This is a genomic window from Streptomyces sp. NPDC001663, from assembly GCF_042893105.1.
In the GTDB taxonomy this organism is placed as follows: Bacteria; Actinomycetota; Actinomycetes; order Streptomycetales; family Streptomycetaceae; genus Streptomyces.
The window spans coordinates 256666-276596 of the sequence record NZ_JBIAUR010000003.1; the positions used below are offsets into that span (position 1 = coordinate 256666).

17 protein-coding genes are annotated in these 19931 nt (G+C 73.0%); 3 read left to right on the top strand and 14 right to left on the bottom strand.

All coding sequences use genetic code 11. The features are described 5' to 3' along the window. Positions 1–25: 25 nt before the first annotated feature. The 11 genes from ACFY1L_RS11680 to ACFY1L_RS11730 all read right to left on the bottom strand — a co-directional run bounded on the left by ACFY1L_RS11680 (position 26) and on the right by ACFY1L_RS11730 (position 13891). On the bottom strand, positions 26–1195 hold the full coding sequence (locus tag ACFY1L_RS11680) for a nucleotide disphospho-sugar-binding domain-containing protein (protein WP_388821795.1): 1170 nt from the start codon (positions 1193–1195) through the stop codon (positions 26–28). Then, entirely contained in the window at positions 1083–2750 is a 1668-nt protein-coding gene (locus ACFY1L_RS11685; protein ID WP_388821798.1) for an MFS transporter, read from the bottom strand. The genes ACFY1L_RS11680 and ACFY1L_RS11685 overlap by 113 nt, the downstream gene beginning before the upstream one ends. Further along, positions 2747–3916, bottom strand: a complete 1170-nt coding sequence (locus ACFY1L_RS11690; protein WP_388821801.1) for a nucleotide disphospho-sugar-binding domain-containing protein — start codon at positions 3914–3916, stop codon at positions 2747–2749. The genes ACFY1L_RS11685 and ACFY1L_RS11690 overlap by 4 nt, the downstream gene beginning before the upstream one ends. Further along, positions 3904–5070, bottom strand: a complete 1167-nt coding sequence (locus ACFY1L_RS11695) for a nucleotide disphospho-sugar-binding domain-containing protein (protein ID WP_388821804.1) — start codon at positions 5068–5070, stop codon at positions 3904–3906. Before ACFY1L_RS11695 ends, ACFY1L_RS11690 begins: the two co-directional genes overlap by 13 nt. Then, on the bottom strand, positions 5058–8171 hold the full coding sequence (locus tag ACFY1L_RS11700) for an amino acid adenylation domain-containing protein (RefSeq protein WP_388821808.1): 3114 nt from the start codon (positions 8169–8171) through the stop codon (positions 5058–5060). The genes ACFY1L_RS11695 and ACFY1L_RS11700 overlap by 13 nt, the downstream gene beginning before the upstream one ends. After that, positions 8168–9370 (bottom strand): nucleotide disphospho-sugar-binding domain-containing protein, encoded by a 1203-nt coding sequence (locus ACFY1L_RS11705; RefSeq protein ID WP_388821811.1) that lies wholly within the window; start codon positions 9368–9370, stop codon positions 8168–8170. The genes ACFY1L_RS11700 and ACFY1L_RS11705 overlap by 4 nt, the downstream gene beginning before the upstream one ends. 143 nt (positions 9371–9513) lie before the next feature. After that, positions 9514–10227, bottom strand: coding sequence for an ABC transporter permease (locus ACFY1L_RS11710; RefSeq protein ID WP_388821814.1), 714 nt, complete (start codon positions 10225–10227; stop codon positions 9514–9516). Next, entirely contained in the window at positions 10227–11162 is a 936-nt protein-coding gene (locus ACFY1L_RS11715; protein WP_388821816.1) for an ABC transporter ATP-binding protein, read from the bottom strand. Before ACFY1L_RS11715 ends, ACFY1L_RS11710 begins: the two co-directional genes overlap by 1 nt. A 49-nt stretch (positions 11163–11211) precedes the next feature. Beyond that, positions 11212–12378, bottom strand: coding sequence for a nucleotide disphospho-sugar-binding domain-containing protein (locus ACFY1L_RS11720; protein ID WP_388821819.1), 1167 nt, complete (start codon positions 12376–12378; stop codon positions 11212–11214). Next, complete coding sequence (locus tag ACFY1L_RS11725) at positions 12366–12695, bottom strand: hypothetical protein (RefSeq protein WP_388821822.1); 330 nt, start codon at positions 12693–12695, stop codon at positions 12366–12368. The genes ACFY1L_RS11720 and ACFY1L_RS11725 overlap by 13 nt, the downstream gene beginning before the upstream one ends. Continuing rightward, positions 12683–13891 carry a glycosyltransferase gene (locus ACFY1L_RS11730; protein ID WP_388821825.1) on the bottom strand — a complete coding sequence of 403 codons (1209 nt, stop codon included), beginning with the start codon at positions 13889–13891 and terminating at the stop codon, positions 12683–12685. The genes ACFY1L_RS11725 and ACFY1L_RS11730 overlap by 13 nt, the downstream gene beginning before the upstream one ends. Before the next feature lie 278 nt (positions 13892–14169). Here ACFY1L_RS11730 and ACFY1L_RS11735 point away from each other — a divergent pair, with 278 nt between their 5' ends. Genes ACFY1L_RS11735 through ACFY1L_RS11745 form a run of 3 tightly spaced genes read left to right on the top strand, consistent with a single transcriptional unit; the run spans position 14170 to position 16761 of the window. After that, positions 14170–15225, top strand: a complete 1056-nt coding sequence (locus ACFY1L_RS11735; RefSeq protein ID WP_388821828.1) for a ketoacyl-ACP synthase III family protein — start codon at positions 14170–14172, stop codon at positions 15223–15225. 50 nt (positions 15226–15275) lie between these two features. Beyond that, complete coding sequence (locus ACFY1L_RS11740; protein ID WP_388821831.1) at positions 15276–16031, top strand: NAD-dependent epimerase/dehydratase family protein; 756 nt, start codon at positions 15276–15278, stop codon at positions 16029–16031. A 58-nt stretch (positions 16032–16089) separates the two neighbouring features. Further along, positions 16090–16761, top strand: a complete 672-nt coding sequence (locus tag ACFY1L_RS11745; RefSeq protein ID WP_388821834.1) for an antibiotic biosynthesis monooxygenase — start codon at positions 16090–16092, stop codon at positions 16759–16761. A gap of 66 nt (positions 16762–16827) precedes the next feature. Here ACFY1L_RS11745 and ACFY1L_RS11750 read toward each other — a convergent pair whose 3' ends face one another. Genes ACFY1L_RS11750 through ACFY1L_RS11760 form a run of 3 tightly spaced genes read right to left on the bottom strand, consistent with a single transcriptional unit; the run spans position 16828 to position 19929 of the window. Continuing rightward, the gene (locus ACFY1L_RS11750; protein ID WP_388821836.1) at positions 16828–18063 is read right to left on the bottom strand and encodes an FAD-dependent monooxygenase; all 1236 of its coding nucleotides are present in this window, start codon (positions 18061–18063) and stop codon (positions 16828–16830) included. Next, complete coding sequence (locus tag ACFY1L_RS11755; RefSeq protein ID WP_388821839.1) at positions 18060–18896, bottom strand: aromatase/cyclase; 837 nt, start codon at positions 18894–18896, stop codon at positions 18060–18062. The genes ACFY1L_RS11750 and ACFY1L_RS11755 overlap by 4 nt, the downstream gene beginning before the upstream one ends. 10 nt (positions 18897–18906) lie before the next feature. Then, positions 18907–19929 carry an aldo/keto reductase gene (locus tag ACFY1L_RS11760; protein WP_388821842.1) on the bottom strand — a complete coding sequence of 341 codons (1023 nt, stop codon included), beginning with the start codon at positions 19927–19929 and terminating at the stop codon, positions 18907–18909. Positions 19930–19931: the final 2 nt, after the last annotated feature.

Consider the following 19931-nt stretch of genomic DNA (forward strand, 5'->3'; position numbering starts at 1 on the left):
CGGTCGGGGCCCTTCTGGTTGTGCCTCAGGCAGCCGCCGCCAGCTGCTCCAGGTCCGCAACGACCCGCGCCGGGCTCGGCATCGCGGCCATGTCGTCCCGCAGCTCACGCGCGCCCTTCGCGTACCGCTCGTCGTCCAGTACCTCCGTCACCGCGGCCCGGATCCGCGCAGGATCGTTCTGCGGCTCGGCCTCCCCGAGGACCTGCGCCGCGCTGGCCGCGGCGAGCAGTTCGGCGGACGCGAACTGGTCGACCAGCTGCGGCAGTACGACCTGCGGCAGCCCGAAGTGGCAGCCGGTCATGGTGGTGTTGGCACCGCCGTGGTGGATCAGGGCGTCGCAGTCGCGCAGGAAGAGATTGAGCGGGGCGGGCTCCACCACCCGTACGTTGTCCGGGAGTTGGCCGAAGCCCTCGTGGTACTCGGGGGCCGCGGTGACGACCGCCTCCACGTCCCTCAGGCCCGCGAAGGACTCGATGATCGTACGGAAGAGTCCGGTGCCGTTGAGCACCAGCGTCTGGTTGCCCAGGCAGACCGCCACCCGGCGCACCCCCTCCGGCGCCGGGACGCGCAGCCACTTGGGCGCGGTGCCGACACCGTTGTAGGGGACGTAGCCCATGGGCGCGCCCGGCGGTGCGGTCGGGTGGCGCAGGGCCGCCGGGCACGGGTCGAGGAGCAGGTCGGGGTCGGGCAGGCCGTCGAGGCCGAGCCGGGCGCAGGTGCCGTACAGGAAGTTGCGGGCGGAGGCGCGGGAGGGGCCGCTGAGCGGGTCGACGCCCCAGCGGACCTGTACGGACGGCACGCCGAGGACGGCGGCGACGATCTGGCCGGAGAGCTCCAGCTGTTCGGAGACGACCAGATCGGGGCGCCACTCGCGGGCGAAGTCCAGGTAGCTGCCGAGCAGGTAGCGGGCGTGGGTCTCCCAGAGTTTCGTCGTGCCCGCCATCTTCTCCGGCGGGGTCGGGCCCACCAGCTCCAACGGCCGTACGCCGGGCGGCAGATGGCGCTGCAGGACGTCCAGGCCGTGGAAGCGGTCGCCGATGTCGACGGCCGCGAGGCCGGCCGCGCGGGCCGCGTCCGTGACGTCAGGCTGCGCGGCGACCGTCACCTCGTGTCCCGCGCCCTTCAGCGCCCACGCCAGTGGCACCAGCGGGGTGAAGTGAGTCGGAAAGGGAGTGCTCAGCATCAGTACGCGCATCGTCGTGCGCCTCCTCGGTGACTTCCGTGACTTCCGTGATTTCGGCGTCTTCGGTGATCTCGTTGACGTTGACGTCGCCCATCACCAGCGCGGTGATCAGGGCGAGCAGCAGCAGGCCCGCGGCGGTCAGCAGGAGCGTGCCGGTGGCGTAGGCGAAGGCGTCCACGACCAGGTGCCGACTGGCGGGCGGGAGTGCGGCGAGGCGGGCCGCGGCGGCGTCGGGATCGGTGACACCCGCCGCTTCGGCCGACGAGGCGAACCGGGTGCTCAGGACCGCACCGAGCACGGTTCCGCCGATCGTGGTGCCCAGCATGGTCGCGAACCGGGAGGTGGTGGTGACCACGCCCAACTCCTCGGGGGCGGCCGCGGACTGCGTCATGAACAGGGCGATCTGGGTGACCCCGCCGAGCCCCGCGCCGAGCAGCACCAGCAGCACGTCCAGCTGCCACATGGGTGCGTCGGCGCGGGTGACGGCGAGGCCCAGCCCGGCGGTGGCGGCGACCGCGGTCGCCGTGGTGACCACCAGCACCGGCTTGCAGCGGCCGGTGCGGGCGATCCAGCGGCCCCAGCCGAAGAAGACCAGGACGACGCCGACGGCGAGCGGGATCAGATGCAGACCGACCGCGTCCAGGTCCACGCCCCGCACGATGTTCAGGTAGTTGATGAGGAACACCGGCAGTGACAGCAGCGCGAACCCGCCCACGAACTGCAGGATCGCGGCCGACCGGAACACCTTGTCCTTGAACAGGGTGAGCGGCATCAGCGGGTCGGCCGCCTTCAGCTGCCGTACCGCGAAGAAGACGAACATCATCAGGCCGCCGTAGAAGTACGGCACCACCGGCCCGGAGAACGAGTGCTGCTCCCCGTACGACTTCACGCCGAGCAGCAGTGCGCAGGTCGCGGAGGCGACGAGGACCGAGCCGAAGATGTCGACCGGCTGCCGGGTGCCCCGGACCTTCAGCCGCAGCGCCCAGGTGACGCCGGCGAGCGCGAGCCCGGCGAGCGGCACGTTGAGCAGGAAGATCCACCGCCAGGACAGCTCCTGGCTGAGCGGTCCGCCGATCATCGGGCCCGCGATGATGCCCGCCGCGATCAGCGCACCGCCCGCGTTGGAGCGTCCGGCCCGGGACTTGGGCGGGAACAGCGTGGCGATCACGATCAGCGTCATGCTCATCAGCCCGCCGCCGCCGAGGCCCTGCACGGCCCGGAAGAGGATCAGCTGGTTGAGGGACTGCGCGGTCGCGCAGAGCGCGGAGCCCGCCAGGAAGGTGGCGAGCGCCGAGAGGTAGATCCGGCGCGGCCCGTAGCTGTCGCTGAGCCTGCCGTACAGCGGCTGCGCGGCCGTCGCGGCCAGCAGATACGCGGTGATCAGCCATGGGAAGCGCTCGATGCCGTGCGCCGGGTCGAGGTCGCGCACGATCGGCAGGACGGCCGAGGAGACGATCGAGCCGTCCAGCAGGGCCAGCGTCATGGTCGCCATCGCGCACACGATGAAGACCAGGACCTGGATGTCGGTCATGCCGTGGGGGTTGGACTTCTTCGCCTCGACGGTCATGCGCGTACCTCCCGGCCAACAGCCAACTGCTCGAGTTCCACGGCGACTTCGGCGGGCGACGGCATCGCGTCGATCTCCGCGCGCACGGCCGCCGCGTCCGCGCGGTAGCTGGGCTCGTCGAGCAGGGCCCGTACGGCGTCCGCCAACCGGGCCGTGTCGTTCTGGAGTTCCGCCGAGTCGAGGGTGATCCCGGCACCCGCGTCCGCGATCCGGTCGCCCGCGACGAACGCGTCGCCGAGTTGGGGGAGCACCAGTTGGGGGATGCCGAGGGCGGCGGCGCCCAGCGTGGAGTTCGCGCCACCGTGGTGGATCGCCAGGTCGGCGCCAGGGAACAGCAGCCCGGGGGCGGTGAGTTCGGTGTACGTCATGCCGTCGGGCAGGGCGCCGATCGCCTCGCGGTGCTCGGGCGCCGCGGACACGACCGCCTCGACGCCGCCGAGCCCGGCCAGCACGTCGACGACCCGCCGCAGCAGGCTCGCGCCGCCGAGCTCCAGGGTGTGCCCGCCGAGCGCGACGGCCACCCGCCGGCCGGGCGCGGTGCGGTACGTCCACGGGGTGCCCTGGTCCCTGTGGGGGACCGGGCGGATCTGGCTCGCGGCCGGCGCCTCCCGGTCGGCGAGGGACGGTGGCGCCGGGTCGAGCAGCAGGTCGGGCACCGGCACGTGGTCCAGGCCGAGCCGTTCGCACACCGGCCCCTGGTAGAGCCGTACGAAGTTGAGCATGGCCGGGGCGGTCGGGTTGACGCCCCAGCGGTGCTGCACGTTGGGGATGCCGAGGAGCGCGCCGATGATCGAGCCGGCGAACTCCATGTGCTCGGAGAGCACCAGGTCGGGGCGCCACTCGCGGGCCAGGTCCAGGTAGTCGGGCAGGAAGTACGGCACGTGGTTGCGCCACACCTGGGCGACCCCGCCGATCTGCTGCCGGTCCGGGCGGCCGAAGACCTCGATGGGCCGCATCCCGGCGGGCCGCCGGCCGCCGCGCAGGTCCTCGGAGTGGAAGGCGTCGCCGAAGGTGACCGCGGCGAGCCCGGCGGCCTCGGCGGGCCGGGTGACGTCGGGCTGGCCGGTCACCAGGATCTCGTGGCCGGCGTCGGCGAGGGCCCGGATCAGGGGCAGCAGCGGCAGGAAGTGGGTGTCGACGGGGGTGCTGATGACTAGGACGCGCATCGCAGGTTCTCCAGGTCGCGGACGACGGCGGCGGGGCTCGGCATGGCGGCCACGGAGCGCGCCAGTTCGGCGGCGCCCTTCGCGTGCCGCTCGTCACCGAGCAGGGTGTTCAGGGCGTCGGCGACGGTCGCCGGGTCGTTCTGCTCGTCGGCGGTGCCGAGCGAGATCGCGGCGTCGGTCGCGGCGAGCAGCTCGCCGCCCGCGAACTGGTCGGCCAGCTGCGGCAGTACGAGCTGTGGAATGCCCGAGCCGGTGGCGGTCATCAGGGTATTGGCGCCGCCGTGGTGCACGATCGCCGCGCAGGTGTCCAGGAAGCCGCTGAGCGGCGCGGGCGAGACCAGCCGTACATTGGCCGGTGTCGGGCTCAGGGCCTCCAGGTACTCGTCCTGCACGGTCAACACCCCCTCGAGATGCGGGAGTTCGGCGAAGGCCTCGATCACCGTGCGGAACAGGGGCAGCCCGCCGAGCGCGATCGTCTGCCGGCCCATGGACACCACGACCCTGGGCTTGTCGCCGGGCCTGCGCAGCCACTCGGGGACCGGTCCGGTGCCGTTGAACGCGACGTGGCGGATCGGGGTCGCCTTCGGTGTGCCCGGGTAGAGCAGCTCGGGCGGTGCGGGGTCGAGGATCACGTCCGGCAGCGGGAGGCCGCCCTCGATGCCGTACCGGTCGCAGGTGCCCTGCAGGAAGTCGACCGCCGTCTCGCGCATCAGCGGGCTGAGCGGGTCGACACCCCAGCGGTGCGAGACCACCGGGATGCCCAGGACTCCGCCGACGAGCAGCGCCGCGTAGTCCATCTGCTCGGATACCACCAGGTCCGGCCCGAACCGGCGGGCCACCTCCAGATAGCGCGGGAACAGGTAACGGGCGTGCAGCACCCACACCTTGGAGCCGATGGCGATCATCTTCGGCGTCGTCGGGCCCGCCACCTCGATGGGGCGTTTGTCCGGCGGCAGCGGCGGGCTCAGCAGGTCCTTGGCGTGGAAGGTGCGGCCGACGGTGACCGTGCACAGGCCGGCCGAGCGGGCCGCCGGGATGATGTCCGGCTGGCCCGCGACCAGCACCTCGTGGCCGGCGCCGCGCAGCGCCCAGGCCAGCGGGACCATGGTGGTGAAGTGGGTGGACTCGGGGGTGGACAGGATCAGTACGCGCATGAAAGGTCCTCGGGGTCGGTGGCTGGTCCGCGTCGTACGGCTTCGGTGAAGGCGGTCGCGACGGCGTCCGCGACCGTCGCGGGCAGCCGGTCGGTGCGGACCGTGGCGGTCACCTCGGCGCCCGCGCCGGCGAGGCGGACGTCGAGCTCCAGCTCGGTGGACATGACGGGGCTGTCGATGCGCAGCAACTCGGCCGTGCAGCCCGGGAGTTCGAGCTCCGGGTCCGGGTCGTCCTGCATCAGGAAGGTGGGCATCGCGGCGAGGGCGTCGCTGCCGCCGGCCCACACCAGGATGTGGTCCAGGGCCGCCCCGCCGATCTCCTGCGCGGCGAGCGAGGCGTCGGTGCTCGCGACGGCGCGGCGCAGTAGGTCGCCTTTCGGTTCTGTGCCCGGCGGCCAGAACCGCAGGTAGATCAGGTCGACCCGGCAGCTGACCGCCGTGGCGAGCACTCCGCTGCCGCGCCGGGCCACCGGGACCTTGACGGTGATGTCGTCCTGGCCGCCCAGCTCGCGCAGCACGACGCCGAAGAGGGACGCGAGCAGCGCGAAGCGTGTGGTGCCGAGGGTGCGTGCGCGGGCGTCCCAGTGGGCCAGGCTGTCGGCCGAAAGGAGCAGCGAGCGGGCGTACTTGGGGCCCGCGGACAGGGCACTTCCGGTGCGGCCGGGCAGCCGCAGCGGCTCCGGCTCGTCGAGCAGGTCCTCCCAGAACTCCCGCTGCCCGGCGAGGTCGACACCGGCCAGCGCGCGCCGGTGGTCGGCGGCGACCTCGGCCAGGGTGGCGGCCGGGGCCGGGAAGCGGGGTACGCGGCCGTCGAGACGGGCTTGGTACGCGTACGACAGGTCGGCGGCGAGCACCGTCTCGGACGCGCCGTCGAAGGCCGTGTGGTGGGCCACCAGGCCGAAGAGCGTGCGCCCGGTGTCCCGGCTGCGCAGCGCCGCGCACCGCCACACCCGGCCCTCACCCACGGCGAGCGGGGTGAAGGCGCCCGCCAGCCACTGCCCGACCGCCGCCGACTCGTCCTCCGCGTCCGGGAGATGGAGGAACTCCGCCTGCACCGGCCGCTCCGGTACGACGGCCAGCGCGGTCTGCTCACGCAGCACGTACCGGGCGTGCAGCGCCTGGTGCCTCAAGTGCACGTCGCCCACGGCCAGTTCGAGCGCGGCGCGGTCCACCGGGCCGGACAGCCACCAGGTCAGGCGGCACAGCCCGCTCAGGCCTGTGGTGTCGTGCGCGGCGGCCCACAGGAACCCGGCCTGCTGCGGGGGCAGTTCGACCTCGCCGGTGTCCGTGCCGGACTCCGACGGCTGTGCGGGGGCTTCGACGGCGTCCAGCCAGTCGGCCAGCCCCCGCACCGTCGGCGTCCGGAAGATCTGCGACAGCTGCACGGCCGTACCCAGCGCCTCGTCCAGCCGCTGGCACAGCCGCGCGGCGTCGAGCGAGCTGCCGCCCAGCTCGAAGAACGACGCGTCCTCCGGTACGGGTCCGGACTCCAGCACGGTCCGGAACGCCTCGGCGACCACTCCCGCCGTGCCCTCGAGGGGCGGTGCCTGGGAGTGGGTCTGCTCCGGCTTGGCCCGCGCGGCGAGTTCGCGCCGGTCCAGCTTCCCGTTGCCCAGCAGCGGGAAGCGGTCCAGCCGATGGACCCGGCGCGGCACGAGATAGTCCGGCAGCAGCGCGCCGAGCCGCTCGCGCAGCTCCTCGGGGCCGATGCCCAGCTCGTCGGTGCGCGTGTAGAACAGGGCGAGGCCGTGGTACGAGCCGTCCGGCTTGGGCAGCGGCACGACGGCCGCCCCGGTCACCGTGGCCACCCGCTCCACGGTCCGCTCCACCTCGGCGGGCTCGATCCGGTGCCCCCGGATCTTGATCTGCCGGTCGCCCCGGCCGGTGTAGTGCAGCACGCCCTCGGCGGTGCGGTGGCCCAAGTCGCCCGTACGGTAGAGGCGTTGGCCTTCGACCGTGACGAAGACCCGCTCCGTCAGTTCAGGGTTGCCGAGGTAGCCCAGCGCCAACCCAGGTCCGCCCAGGCACAGTTCACCCGTCTCGCCGGGCGCGCAGACCCGGTCCCCGTCGAGCACCAGGATGTCGGTGTGGGCGAGCTCGTGGCCGAGCGGCACACCTGCCGGGTCGTCGCAGTCCTCGGGGCGGATGTCGTGCGCGGTGACGATCGCCCCGCACTCGACCGGGCCGTACACGTTGAGCAGCCGGATGCCGGGGTGCTCGGCGAGGAAGCGGCGGATACGGGTGGGGGCGGCCCGCTCGCCGCCGATGGCCAGCCACTTCATGCCCGCGAAGGCGCGCACGTCGGTCGTGACCAGCATGTTGAACAGCTGGGTCGTCATGAACGCCGCGTTCACACCGTCCTCGGCGACCAGCGCACGCAGGGCGCGCGGCACCAGCACCGGCTCGTCGAGCAGCACCGTGGTGCCGCCGGTGAGCAGCATGCTCCAGCAGTCCAGGGTGAAGCCGTCCCAGGTCGGCGGCGCGGTCTGCGGCATCACCGTGCCGGGCCCGAGCTCGGCGAAGGTCTCCGCGTCGAAGAGGCGTACGGCGTTCTCGTGCGTGGAGACCACGCCCTTGGGGGCGCCGCTGCTGCCGGAGGTGAAGAACACCGCGCACGGGTCGCCGCCGCCCACCGTCACCGGCGCCGGACGCAGCCCGCGCGCGGCGGTCACGGTGAGGTCCTCGGCGGGCGGCGCCCACGCGGGCACCGACCACGGCCCGGGCTCGGCGGTGACGAGCAGCGGGGCGTCGAGCTGCCGTATCTGCGTCTCGAGCCGTTCGGCCGGCCACCGCGGGTCCAGGACCGAGTAGGCGGCCCCGCACTTGAACAGCGCGACCAGCACGGCGATCAGCCGCGGGCCGCGCTCCATCAGCACCGGCACCAGATCACCCGGCCGTACCCCCTGCTTCTGCAGGAGGGCCGCCAAGGTGTCGGAGGCCGCGTCCAGTTCGCGGTACGAGACCCGAACGGACCGGTGGATCAAGGCGGTTGCGTCCGGGAAGCGGCGGGCCGCGTCCTGGAACAGGGCGTGCATCGTCTCGCCCCGCGCGAACCGGGGCGTCTCGCTCTGCGCGGCGGGCGCAAGGAGTTCTACGGTCATCGTCTTCCTGCCTCCGCGGGGACGGGAACGTCGGTGTGACCGGCTGCGGCGCACGCTTCGAGGAAGCCCACGAGCCGGTCGGGCGTGGGCATCGCGTCGATCTCGTCCCGCAGCGCACGCGCCCGCTGCCGGTAGGAGGGCCGGGCCAGCAGATCCCGTACGGCGGCGCCGACCGCACCCTCGGCGGCGTCCGCGGGCAGCGCGGTGCCGGCGCCGGACGCGCGCACCAGGTGGGCCCAGTGCTCCTGGAAGGCGTTCTGCGGCAGCAGCAGCTGGGGCAGTCCGTGGGTGACGGCGATCAGCCCACTGCCGACGCCGCCGTGGTGGACCAGCGCGTCGCAGTGCGCGAGCAGCACGTCGAGCGGGAAGGACTCCACCGCCCGTACGCCGTCCGGCAGTTGGGGCAGGTTCTCGGCCTGTGCGGCGGTGACCGCGAGGACCACGTCCGCGCCGAGTCCGCGCAGGCTCGCGATCACATGGTCGCGGACCTCGTCGAGAGCGGTGGTGGTGACCCCGCCGGTGACGGCCACCAGCGGCCGGTCCGTGTCCCGCCCGGTGCGCAGCCACGGCGGCAGGGCGGCCGGCCCGGCGAAGGGCACGTACCGCATGTCGGCCCGGCGCACCCCGTGCGGCGGGCGCAGTCCCGGCGGGCACGGGTCGATCCACACGGACGGGCCGACGACCGGGTCGAGCCCGAACCGCTCGAAGAGCCGCGCGTACGACGGCCTGAGCTCGGCCGCGCTCTCGCAGTGCACGCCGAGCGAGACGCCCCAGGTGTGGCCGACGGCCGGGACCTTGAGGGCGGCCGCGGCGACCAGGCCCGCCGCGGCGGCGGTGTCGTGGACGACGACGTCGGGCCGCCAGAAGCGGGCGAAGGCGACCAGGTCGTCGGTGAGCGTGTCGGCGACCGCGACCATCTTCTCGACCAGGGCCTCGGCGAGGTCGCTGTCGAGGACCGAGACGGACTCGCCGGCCTGCTTCAGCCTGCCCGGGCCGAGGCCCAGCGGCCGGGCGGCGACCGCGGCCGTGACGGCCTCGTCGCCCACGGGCACCGCCACCAGGCCGGCCCGGGTCACCGGCGCCACGCACTGCGGCCGTACCGCCACCCGCACCTCGTGGCCCGCGAGTCGGGCGGCCCAGGCGAGCGGGATGATCCAGGGAATGTGGGCCGGGCCGTGGCCCACGAACAACACGCGCATCCAGTTGCCTCACTCCATCGCGTCCGGTCAGTGGCAGGGCAAGGGTGCGGTCGGCCACTCGAATGCGGCTCGCGTTGCGGGCGAACGCCGACGTGCCCGCAAGGGGGCTCAAACCCCTTGCGGGCACGTCGAGTTGATCGGGGTCAGGCGCGGCGGCCGCCCCTGCGGTAGGCGAAGGAGGCGAAGCCCGCCAGGAGGGCCGTCCAGACCGCGAGGACGGCGACCCCGGCGAGGGTGGGCGCCGCGCTGTCGGCGGCGTTCCAGGACAGCTGCGCGTACCGGAAGACCGGCGTGGCCCGCGACAACTCCTGTGCCCAGGAAGGGAAGTTGTCGATCGGCAGGAGCAGCCCGCCGAGCAGCGTCAGGGACAGGTAGGCGACGGTGCCGGCGATCTGCGCGAGCTGCGCCTTGAACAGGTAGCCGATGCCGATGCCGAGCATGGCGAGCGGGGCGATGCCGATCCACAGGAGGAAGAACACGGCGAGCCAGGTGCCGATGCCCAGGTGGACCCCCCGGTAGAAGACACCGATCAGCGAGATCACCGTGATCGGCAGGATCGCCAGGCAGGTCGCGACCGCACCACGGGCCACCACCACCTGCACCGGTGACAGCGGGGTCAGCCGCAGCTGGCGCAGCCAGCCCAGCGCCCGGTCCTCGGCGATGCCGGTGCCGTTGGTGATGACCACGCCGAGCGCGCCGAACGCGGCCGCGCCCACCATGGACTGAGCCAGGGACTTCTGGTCCGGGCCGCCGCCCGCGAAGGTCACGTACATGCCGACCGGCATGACGAGGCTCATCATCAGGTAGCCGCCGTTGCGGACCAGCCGCAGGATCTCCAGACGGATGTAGCCGAGCATCAGTTGGTCCGTCCTTCCGGGGCGGTCTCGCGGTGGCGGGTGCGGTGGGTGAGCGCGATGAAGGCCTCCTCCAGGCCGACGCCGGAGACCTCCAGGTCGGTGAAGGCGTCCGCGCGGGCCAGGGCGTGCACGGTCTGGTCGGAGTCGGTGGTGCGCAGATGCACCCGGCCGCCCTGGAACTCCACCGAGCCGACGCCGGGCAGGAGTTCGTAGCCCTCGCGGCGGCCGCCGCGCGGCACGAAGCTGACCGTGCGGCCCTCGACCATGGACTTGATCTGCGAGGTCGTGCCGTCGGCCACCACCTGGCCGGCGGCGATCACCACGACCCGGTCGGCGCTGTCGTCGGCCTCTTCGAGGTAGTGCGTGGAGAACAGCACGGTGTTGCCGCGCTGGGCGTACCGCTGCATCGCGGCCCACAGTTCGCGCCGCGACTCCACGTCGAGGGCGGCGGTCGGCTCGTCGAGGACCACCAGGTCCGGGTCGCCGGCCAGGGCGAGCGCGAAGCGCACCCGCTGGGCCTGGCCGCCGGAGAGACGGTCCACCTTCTGGTCGGCGATCTTGGTGAGCTCGGCGAGCTCCAGGACCTCCGCCAGCGGCAGCGGATCGCGGTAGGTCTGCCGTACGAAGTCGACGAGCTCGCGCACCGACACCCGGGGAATCATCTTCCCCTCCTGCAGCATGGCGCCCAGGTGCCCGGCACGCATGGCGAGTTCGGGCTTCTTGCCGAACACCTCGATGGTGCCCGAGTCCGGCGGGAAGAGCCCGAGGAGCATGTTGATGGTGGTGGACTTGCCGGCGCCGTTCGGGCCGAGCAGGGCGACGGTCTCGCCGCGCCGGATCGTCAGGTCGATGCCGTCGACGGCGCGGACGCTGCCGTACTCCTTGACGACACCCTTGAAGACGACCGCGGGCGGGCCGTCGTGCTGTTCTGCCATGGGGGGTGGCACTTCCCTTTCCTGTACGTGCTGGGTGAGCGGTCGCATGTCAGATCAGCCCTTCCAGGGTGCGGACCAGTTCCGTCGGGCCGGGGAGGCCCGCGATCTCCGCGGCGACCGCGCGTGCGGCCTTGCGGTGGTGCTCTTCGGTGAGCAGTCCCGTCAGGGCCTGGCGGACCAGGCCGGCGTCGTGCTGCTCGGGTTCGGTGGCGAGGTTGCGTCCGGCGCCGGACTCCTCGACGAGCCGTCCCGTGGTCTGCAGGAACGGCTTGTCGCCCGGGAGCACCAACTGCGGTACGCCGCAGGCGAAGGAGGTCATGCTGGTGCCGCTGCCGCCGTGGTGCACGGCGAAGGCGGTGTGCCGCATCAGCGGGCCGATCGGGAAGCGGTCCACCACCTGCACGGTGTCCGGCACGTCCCCGAGCAGGGGGTGGTACTGGGCGTCGATCGGGAACAGCACGTCCACGCCCAGCTCGGCGCAGCCGGACAGCACATGCCGGAAGCCCAGCGGAAGTTCGCCGGTCTCGGCCAGCACCCGCCCGTGCCACATGCCGAGGCAGAGCAGCGCCCGGGGCCGCGTCGGCTGCCGCACGGCCCAGTCGGGCAGCTCGGCGGTGCCGCAGTAGGGGACGTAACGCGTCAGCAGACCCGGGGTGTTGTCGCCCTCGGGGAGGAGGGAGGCGGGACTGGGGTCGACGATCAGGGTCGGGTCGGGAAAGCCGTCGGCCCCGAACTCCACGCCGAGCTCATGGAGTTGGACCTTCGCCTGGCGCAGCAGCGGGCTGGTGAAGTCGTCGGGGCCCCAGCGGTGGACGATGCCGGGCACACCGAGCGCGGCGGCGGTGATCAGCCCGCCGAACTCCACGGGGTCGGTCACCACCAGGTCCGCCGCCCAGTCCCGGCCGAGGGCGACCAACTCGTCGATGTAGCCGCCGAGCCGGGTGCGCCAGCGCTCGCCGGCCTCGTCCCACTCGGAGTCCGCGCGCCGGTCCATCCCGGCCCGGTCGGGCATCCGCACGGCACCGGGCCGCGTCAGCCGCTGCCGCACCTCCCCGCCGCCGACCAGCCGGGTGTCGAGCCCGGCAGCGGCAGCGAACTTCACGAGCTCGCCGTCCCCGGCGACCAGCACCTGATGCCCGGCGGCCCGCAGAGCCCAGGTCAGCGGCACCATCGGGACGAGGTGGCTGGGGACCAGGGCGGTGATCAGTACGCGCACGGTTCCTCCTTGGTGAGTGCGCGGGCGGGGGCGGCCGCGGGCTTGGGGGCGGTTGTCGGCGAGGGCCGGCGGTCGGTGGTGGCCCGGCGCGTGGGGCCGGTCGCCGCCGGGGGTCGGGATGTGGTGGTGAGCGGGGGCTGCGGGCCGGTCGTGGTCGGGGTCTTGGAGCCGGTGGCGCCCGGGCGTGCGGGGCCGTTCGTCATCAGGAACCCGGGGGCGGCGGCGAGCAGGCGGTCCCGGCCGACGGCAGCCAGGGGCCCAGGGGCGGTGGCCGCCTCGGCCTCGGGGGCGGCGACCGCTGTGTTCAGCGCGCCCATGTCTCCTCCCGCGTACGTTCCTTCGCCGTCGCCACCAGTTCCTCCAGGTCGCTCACCAACCGCTCCACCGGCGGGCAGGCGAGGATCTCCCGCCGTACGGCCGCCGCGCGGCGCCGGAACGAGGGGTCCGTCAGCAGTGCCGTGACCGCCTCGGTGACCGCCTGCGGGTCCGCGAGCGGGGCCGGCAGGTCGATGGCGCAGCCGAGGGCGGCGCAGCGGGCCGCCGAGTGCGGCTGGTCGTCGTACATGGGAGTGACGAGCATCGGTGTGCCCGAGCGCAGGCCCTCGCGGATGCCGCTGTGGCCGCCGTGGGTGATGAACACGTCGGCGGCCTCGAGCAGGACGTCCTGGGGGATCCACTCGGTGACCAGGCGGACGTGCTCGGGCACCGGCCCGAACGTCTCCGGGTCGCGGCCCACGCCGATCGACACGATCGCCGTGCAGTCGATGCCGGACAGGGCCTCGACGACCGCGCCGAGCACGGCGTCCGACTTGCCGGGCAGGGACGGCGCGATGGTGCCGATGGAGGCGTAGACGACCGGCTTGTCCTCGGGCAGCTCGGCCAGCCAGGGCAGGAAAGGGTCGTCGCTGCGGAACGGGGTGGTCTGGCGGTAGTGGCGCAGGGTGCGGCCGTCGAGGCCGTCCCCGGTCCAGCTCGCCGGCAGCCAGCTCACCAGCAGATGACGGTAGGCGGTGTTGTCGTCTGGGTCGGCAGGCAGGCCGAGTTCGGCGCGCAGGGCGTTCAACGGCCCGTGCGTGACGGACGGCGGCAGCAGATGCGTGGAGCCGCCGGCCACCGCCACGTGCGGGATGCCGAGCACCTCCGCGGCCAGGTAGCCGCCCATCTCCTCGCCCTCGCGGACGATCAGGTCCGGCCGCCACTCCCGGGCGACGGCGAGGATGTCGCGGGCCGCCCGCAGCGCAGGTGCGCCCAGGACGCAGTCGACCAGTCCGTCCTCGTACATCTCCTGGTCGCCCGCCCACAGCCCGGGCGCGATCGCGGCGACGCACTCGGGGTCGAGGGCCCAGTCGAAGCCCGCGGGGAAGAACGCGAGGCCGTAGCTCTCGCTCTCGCCGCGCATCGACTCGTCGTCGGCGACGGCCACGGTGTGCCCGGCCCGCAGCGCCGCCTGGGCCAGGGGGATCAGCAGCCGCAGATGCGACTTGCCCGCATGGGCGGTGAACAGGATGCGCACGGCGGATCTCCGAGTGATCGGTGGGGGGTTGAGGGTTCGGGGTGGCAGGCGGAGTCCGCCCGCTCTCCGGTCGTGCACCACAGCGTGCCGACACCCTCTCGGACCGCACTCGCAGCCCGCTCGCAGCTCACTCGCGCCGCGCTTGAGCCCCGCTCGAGTCCCGTCGGAGCGGGCCTTCTCCGCCCGTTCCCCTCCCGGACTCCAGTGCGCTTCGAGAGCCGGAGCCGACCTTGGGCGCATGCCGAAACGTCCGAGTGCCGAGCCGGAGGAGTAGCTGGATGCGCTGGAGAGAGATCTATGTCGCCGGACTCGGCAGCTGGCTGCCCGAACCGGTGCCGGTCAGCGAGTGCGTCGCGGCCGGCGAGTGCGGCCAGGAGTGGATCGACGACTTCGGGTACGAGTCCGTCCGCATCGCCCGAGAGGCCGCGGGGGAGACCCGGACCGCGCCGCCGGACATGGCCGTCGCCGCCGGCCGCACCGCCCACGAGCGCTCCGGACTCGGCAGGTCGGCGTACTCCCTGCTGCTGCACGGCAGCACCTGGTTCCAGGGCCTGGACATCTGGCCCGCCGCCTCCTACGTCGCCGCCCGCACCGTCGGCAAGGCCGTCCCCGCCCTCGACGTGCAGCAGCGCTGCAACGTCGGCATCAGCGCCCTCGACCTCGCCGCGGCCCACCTGAGCGCGGGATACCGCACGGGCAGCGCGGTCATGGTCACCACCGCCGACCGCTTCGGCGGCCCCGGCGCGAACCGCTGGCGCCTGAGGCACGGCAACGCGTACGCCGACGGCGGCACCGCGACCGTCCTGTCCACCGAGGGCGGCTTCGCCCGCCTGCTCGCCACCGCCACCGTCGCCGACAACGGCCTGGAGCCGATGGCCCGCGGCGACGAGCCCTTCCAGCCGGTCTCCCGCGCCGCCGAACGGCAGATCGACCTGACCGCACGCGGCGACGCCCACAAGGCGGTCAGCGACGAGACCCTCACCAACATCCGCTTCGGCAAGGTGATGCAGGAGGCCAAGCAGGCCGTCCTGGACGACGCCGGGCTCGGCATCGAGGACATCGCGTATGTCGTCATCCCCTCGACCGGACGGATCCAGGGCCCCTTCCAGATCCACCACCTGCTCGGCGTCGACGAGGACCGCACCACCTGGGAGTTCGCCCGCCGCAGCGGCCACATCGGCGCCGGCGACTGGGCCGCGGGCCTCGAACACCTCCTGCTCACCGGCGAGTTGGGCGCGGGCGACCACGTGATGCTCTACGGCGGCGGCGCCGGCTACACCCTCACCACGGCCGTCCTGGAGATCCTCGCCGTCCCCGACTGGGCCAGACCCTGACCCTCCCTGCTTGTGAACCACCCATCCACCCCAAGGAGTTGGCACACCCCATGGAGATCGTCGGCAGGGGATTCCTGGCCGGGCACCTGGCGGGCATCAGCGACCACCACCCCGACGTGGTGGCGCTCGCCGCCGGTGTCTCGGCCGCCGGAGACATCCCGCCCGAGCAGTACACGAGGGAGTCGGCCCGGCTGTACGAGACGCTGCGGTACTGCGAGAAGCACGGCAAGCGCCTCGTGTTCTTCTCCACCGCGTCCGCCGGCATGTACTCGGTGCCCGACGCCTCGCCCGGCCGCGAGGACGGACCCGTCTACCCGGCCACGCCCTACGGCCGCCACAAGCTCTCCCTCGAAGCGGTCGTCAAGTCCTCCGACGTCGAGTACCTGATCCTGCGCCTGTCCCACGTGGTCGGCTTCCACCAGCCGCCGCACCAGCTGCTGCCCGCGCTGGTGCGGCAGTTGACCGGCGGCCGCATACACGTGCACCGCGGCGCCCAGCGCGACCTCATCGACGTCGAGGACGTCGTCAAGATCGTCCACACGCTGCTCGTCGACGGCCGCACCCGCGACGTCGTCAACGTCGCCTCCGGGCACGCCCCGCGCATCGAGGACGTCGTCGCGCACATGGAGCAACTCCTCGGCACCGACGCCGAGAAGACCTACGTCCAGGCCTCCGGCGCCCAGCCCGTCTCCATCGACAAGCTCTGCCGGCTCGTACCGACCGTGTACGGCCTCGGCTTCGGGCCCGACTACTACCGGGACGTGCTCGACAAGTACGTGCGCGCGTACGTGCCGCAGCCCATCTGAGCCTCCCGGCCGCCAAGTTCCCGAATATCACCGTCACTTCACCGAAAGGCACAGCCACATGACCGACAACGCCCCTGTCGTCGCCGTCGCCCACTTCGTGCTCAAGGACAAGCACAAGGCGAAGGGCGCCGAGTTCGAGAAGGCGTACCAGACGTACAAGGAGGCCGTCTCGCAGCGCGACGGCCTGCTGCGCACCGCCCTGCTGCGGGGCGTCTCCTCGCCCGACTCCTTCGTCATCCTCACCTGGTGGCGGGACGCCGAGACGCACCGCACGGTCGTCGGCGACTGGCAGTTCTTCACCGCCGTCAGCAGCCGCTTCGTCTACCTCGCCTCGATCACCAGCGTGCACGGCCCGGTGCTGGCCGGCGAGAGCGCCGCGGACGGCGTGGGCCAGGGCGCGGCCCCGGCGGCCGACGCCGCGGTCGCACTGACCACGTTCACCCTGCGCGAGGGCGCCGACCAGCAGGCCTTCGAGGCGGCCTTCCTCGGCCACGTCACCTTCGTCAAGGCCAACGAGGGCTTCCTGACCCACCAGCTGGTCCACTCCGACCGCGAGTCCGGCAGCTACGTCAACATCGGCTGGTGGACCGGCCCGCAGGCCTACGCGCCGGTCCTGAAGAGCCCCGAGATGGCGGCCGACGCCAAGCGGATGGCCGAGCACGCGGAGGTCCAGGGCGGCCTGTACAACGTGGTCGTCGACACGGCCCGCGAGCAGGCGCTGGCCGCTTGAGGCACGACGAAGGGGGCCGGGTCCTGGAAAAGGACCCGGCCCCCTTTCGTATGCCCGTGGCCGGCGCTACAGCGCGAAGAGCTCCTCGGCGATGCGGATCGACGGATTGCCGTACGCGATGGTCCGCAGGATCTTCCGGTACAGCGGGGTGCGCTGCACCACCCCGGCCAGCCGCGGCCGCACCTTCGTGGCGAACGTGCCCGTCGACAGCATCGCCTTGCTCTGCATGGCCTGCAGCCGCATCATCGCCGCGATGTCGGGCGCCCGCAGCTCCTCGAAGCGGGACAGGAACGCGGCGGAGGCGTCGCCTCGGCGCACCGAATCGACCAGCAGCGGGTGCAGCACCACGGCGTCCTGCACGGCCAGGTTGATGCCCTGTGCGCCGATCGGGCTGTGGGTGTGCGCGGCGTCCCCGATGAGCACCAGCCCGTCGACCGCCCAGCGTTCGGCGCGCCCGGAGAACACGTCCAGCAGGCTCAGGTCGCGCAGCGAGGTGATCTGGTCGTCGATGAGCTCGGCGTACGCCGGAACGGCCTTCGCCAGCTGGGACTTGATGTGCCCGAGGCCGTTGCTCGCGACCTCCTGGTAGCCCTTGTGCGGCAGGGTCCAGCCGATCTGCACCTTGTCCGGCCACGACCCGTACACCAGCACCGGACTGGTGCCCGCGCCCCGGAACACCCGTACGTCGTGCCCGGCCTCGCGCTGTTCGCCGCGCAGCTTGAACCAGAGCACGTCCTGGTCGAAGGCCTCGCTGCGGCCCGCCTCGATCCCGGCGAGCCGCCGCACCTTGGAGAACCGCCCGTCGGCGCCGACGACGACCTTGGCGAAGAAGGCGTACCCGTCGCCGCCCACCCCGGTCACCCGCTCGTCCTCGTCACGGATCAGCGTGCCGACCCGGCAGCCGTCGACGTACCGGAAGCCGCTGAACTTCTCGCAGTGCAGCAGGAGTTCGGTCAGCAGGTGGGACTGAGGGATGGACAGCAGGTGGTTGTACGGGGCGGGCAGCGACCGGTAGTCGATGTCGAGCAGCACCCGGTCCTGCTCCAGCAACCGGAAGCGGGAGTGCTCGTGGCAGCCGCGCGCCCGCGCGTTCTCCAGTACGCCCAGTTGGTCCAGGATCTTCATCGCGCCCGGCTGCAGGATCTCCCCGCGGAACTCCCGCTGGTGCGAGCGCGAACGCTCCACCACGCTCACCGTCAGCCCCGACCTGAGCAGCAGCAGCGCCAGGGTGAGCCCGGCGGGCCCGGCCCCGACGATGCAGACGTCCGACTCGACCTCCTCGACGTCCGGCCGCCCGCTCATCGCACACCCGCCGTCGCCAGCGCGTCCCGCACCCCGGCCTCCGCGAGCCGCCGCACCCGCTCGTGCTCGCGCGTGGCCACGGCCAGCACATCGGCGCCCACCCGCACCCCGCCGGCCTCCTCCCTCAGCTGCCACCGCCGCCGGTAGAGGTCCGCGGGCTCGGGAGGCGACAGCAGTTTCTGTACGAGGACGTGGTCGCCGTGCGCGATCTGTACCGTCGGTCCCTCGGAGGTCTCGCCGAACCAGGCGTCGCCGTCCCCGGCGGGCAGCGCGGCCAGCAGCCGGGCCCGTACCTCGGCGAGCGAGCCGCCGGTGACGAGCACCTCCGACTTGGCGCGGATCACATCCGTGGTGAGCGAAGTGGCGCTCTCCGTCTGCGACTTGAGGGTACGCATTTGCAGCGCGCCGTGCCGGTCCAGTTCACCGGCGGTCTCGTCCGGGTCGGCGTCGGTGGTGAACCAGTGCCCGGACTCCACCCGGCAGCCCCCGTCGGGTCGCGGCACGAAGTCCCAGGTACCACCCAGCCGGCTGATCGGGCCGACGGAGCCGCGCTGCTCGAACACCATGCGCAGCGCGGTCGGGTCGAGGGTGCGCCGGGACGTCCAGATGCGCAGTCCGCTCCCGTCGGGGCGCACCGCCCAGAACTTCACCTCGTCGTCCGCGCCCTCGCGCCTCAGCACTTCGGTGTGTGCGATCCAGGGGTAGAGCACCGGCCAGCCCTCGATGCCGGTCAGCGCCCGGTAGACGGTCTCGGCCGGGGCGTCGACGTCGACGGTGGCGCGGGTGCGGTGGACCTGCCGGTCGGTACCGGCGGCCACGGTCGCTTGAGTCATGACGGACCTCTCAACTGGCTTTCTGGGACAGGGATTTGGCGCGCAGCATGCGGCTGAGGGTGAGCGCGGGGTCGCGGACCACGACCGGGGCAAGGGCCGCGTCCACGCGGTGCAGCAGCTCCGGGTCGAGGGCGGTCTCCAGGGCCGCGAGATTGCGGCCGATCTGCTCGGGCGCGGACGCCCCGATGACCGCGGTGGCGACGGACTCGCCGCGCAGCGCCCAGGCGAGGGCGAGCTGCGGCAGCGTGACCCCGGCCCGCTCTGCCAGGTCCGCGGCCTCGGCGACGGCGGTCAGTACCTCGTCGGACATGAAGTTGAACCGCCGTATGGACACGTCGCCGCCCTGCGCGGCCACCGCACGCGAACCGGCCGGAGGCTGCTGCCCCGGCCGGTACTTGCCGGTCAGCACGCCTCCGGCCAGCGGCGACCACACCATCTGCCCGACGCCGAGCTCGGTGCAGGCGGGCATGACCTCGGCCTCGATCACCCGCCACAGCAGGTTGTACTGCGGCTGGTTGGAGACCAGGGGTACGCCCAGCTCGTGGGCGAGTGCGACGGCGCGTTCGATCTCGTCGGCGGCCCACTCGGAGACGCCGACGCAGCGGACCTTCCCGGCGCGCACGGCAGCCGCGAAGGCCCGCATGGTGTCCTCGAGCGGGGTCGTGTCGTCGTACAAGTGGGCCTGGTACAGGTCGATGTGCCCGGTGCCGAGCCGTCGCAGCGAGGCGTCCAGGCTCGTGGCGATCCGGGCCGGGGAGAGCGCGCCGGGGCCGGGACCGCCGCCTCTGCCCACCTTGGTGCAGACGACGACGGAGTCCCGGTCCACGCCGTGCAGCGCACGGCCGAGCAGTTCCTCCGCGCGGCCGTCGGCGTAGGCGTCGGCGGTGTCGAAGGTGGTGATGCCCGCGTCCAGCGCGGCGTGCACGCAGGCCAGGGCGTTCGGGTCGGCGAGCTGGTTGCCGGCGGTCAGTGAGTTCCCGAACGCGATCCGGCTGACCACCGGCCCGTCCGCGCCGAGTCGGCGGTACTGCATGC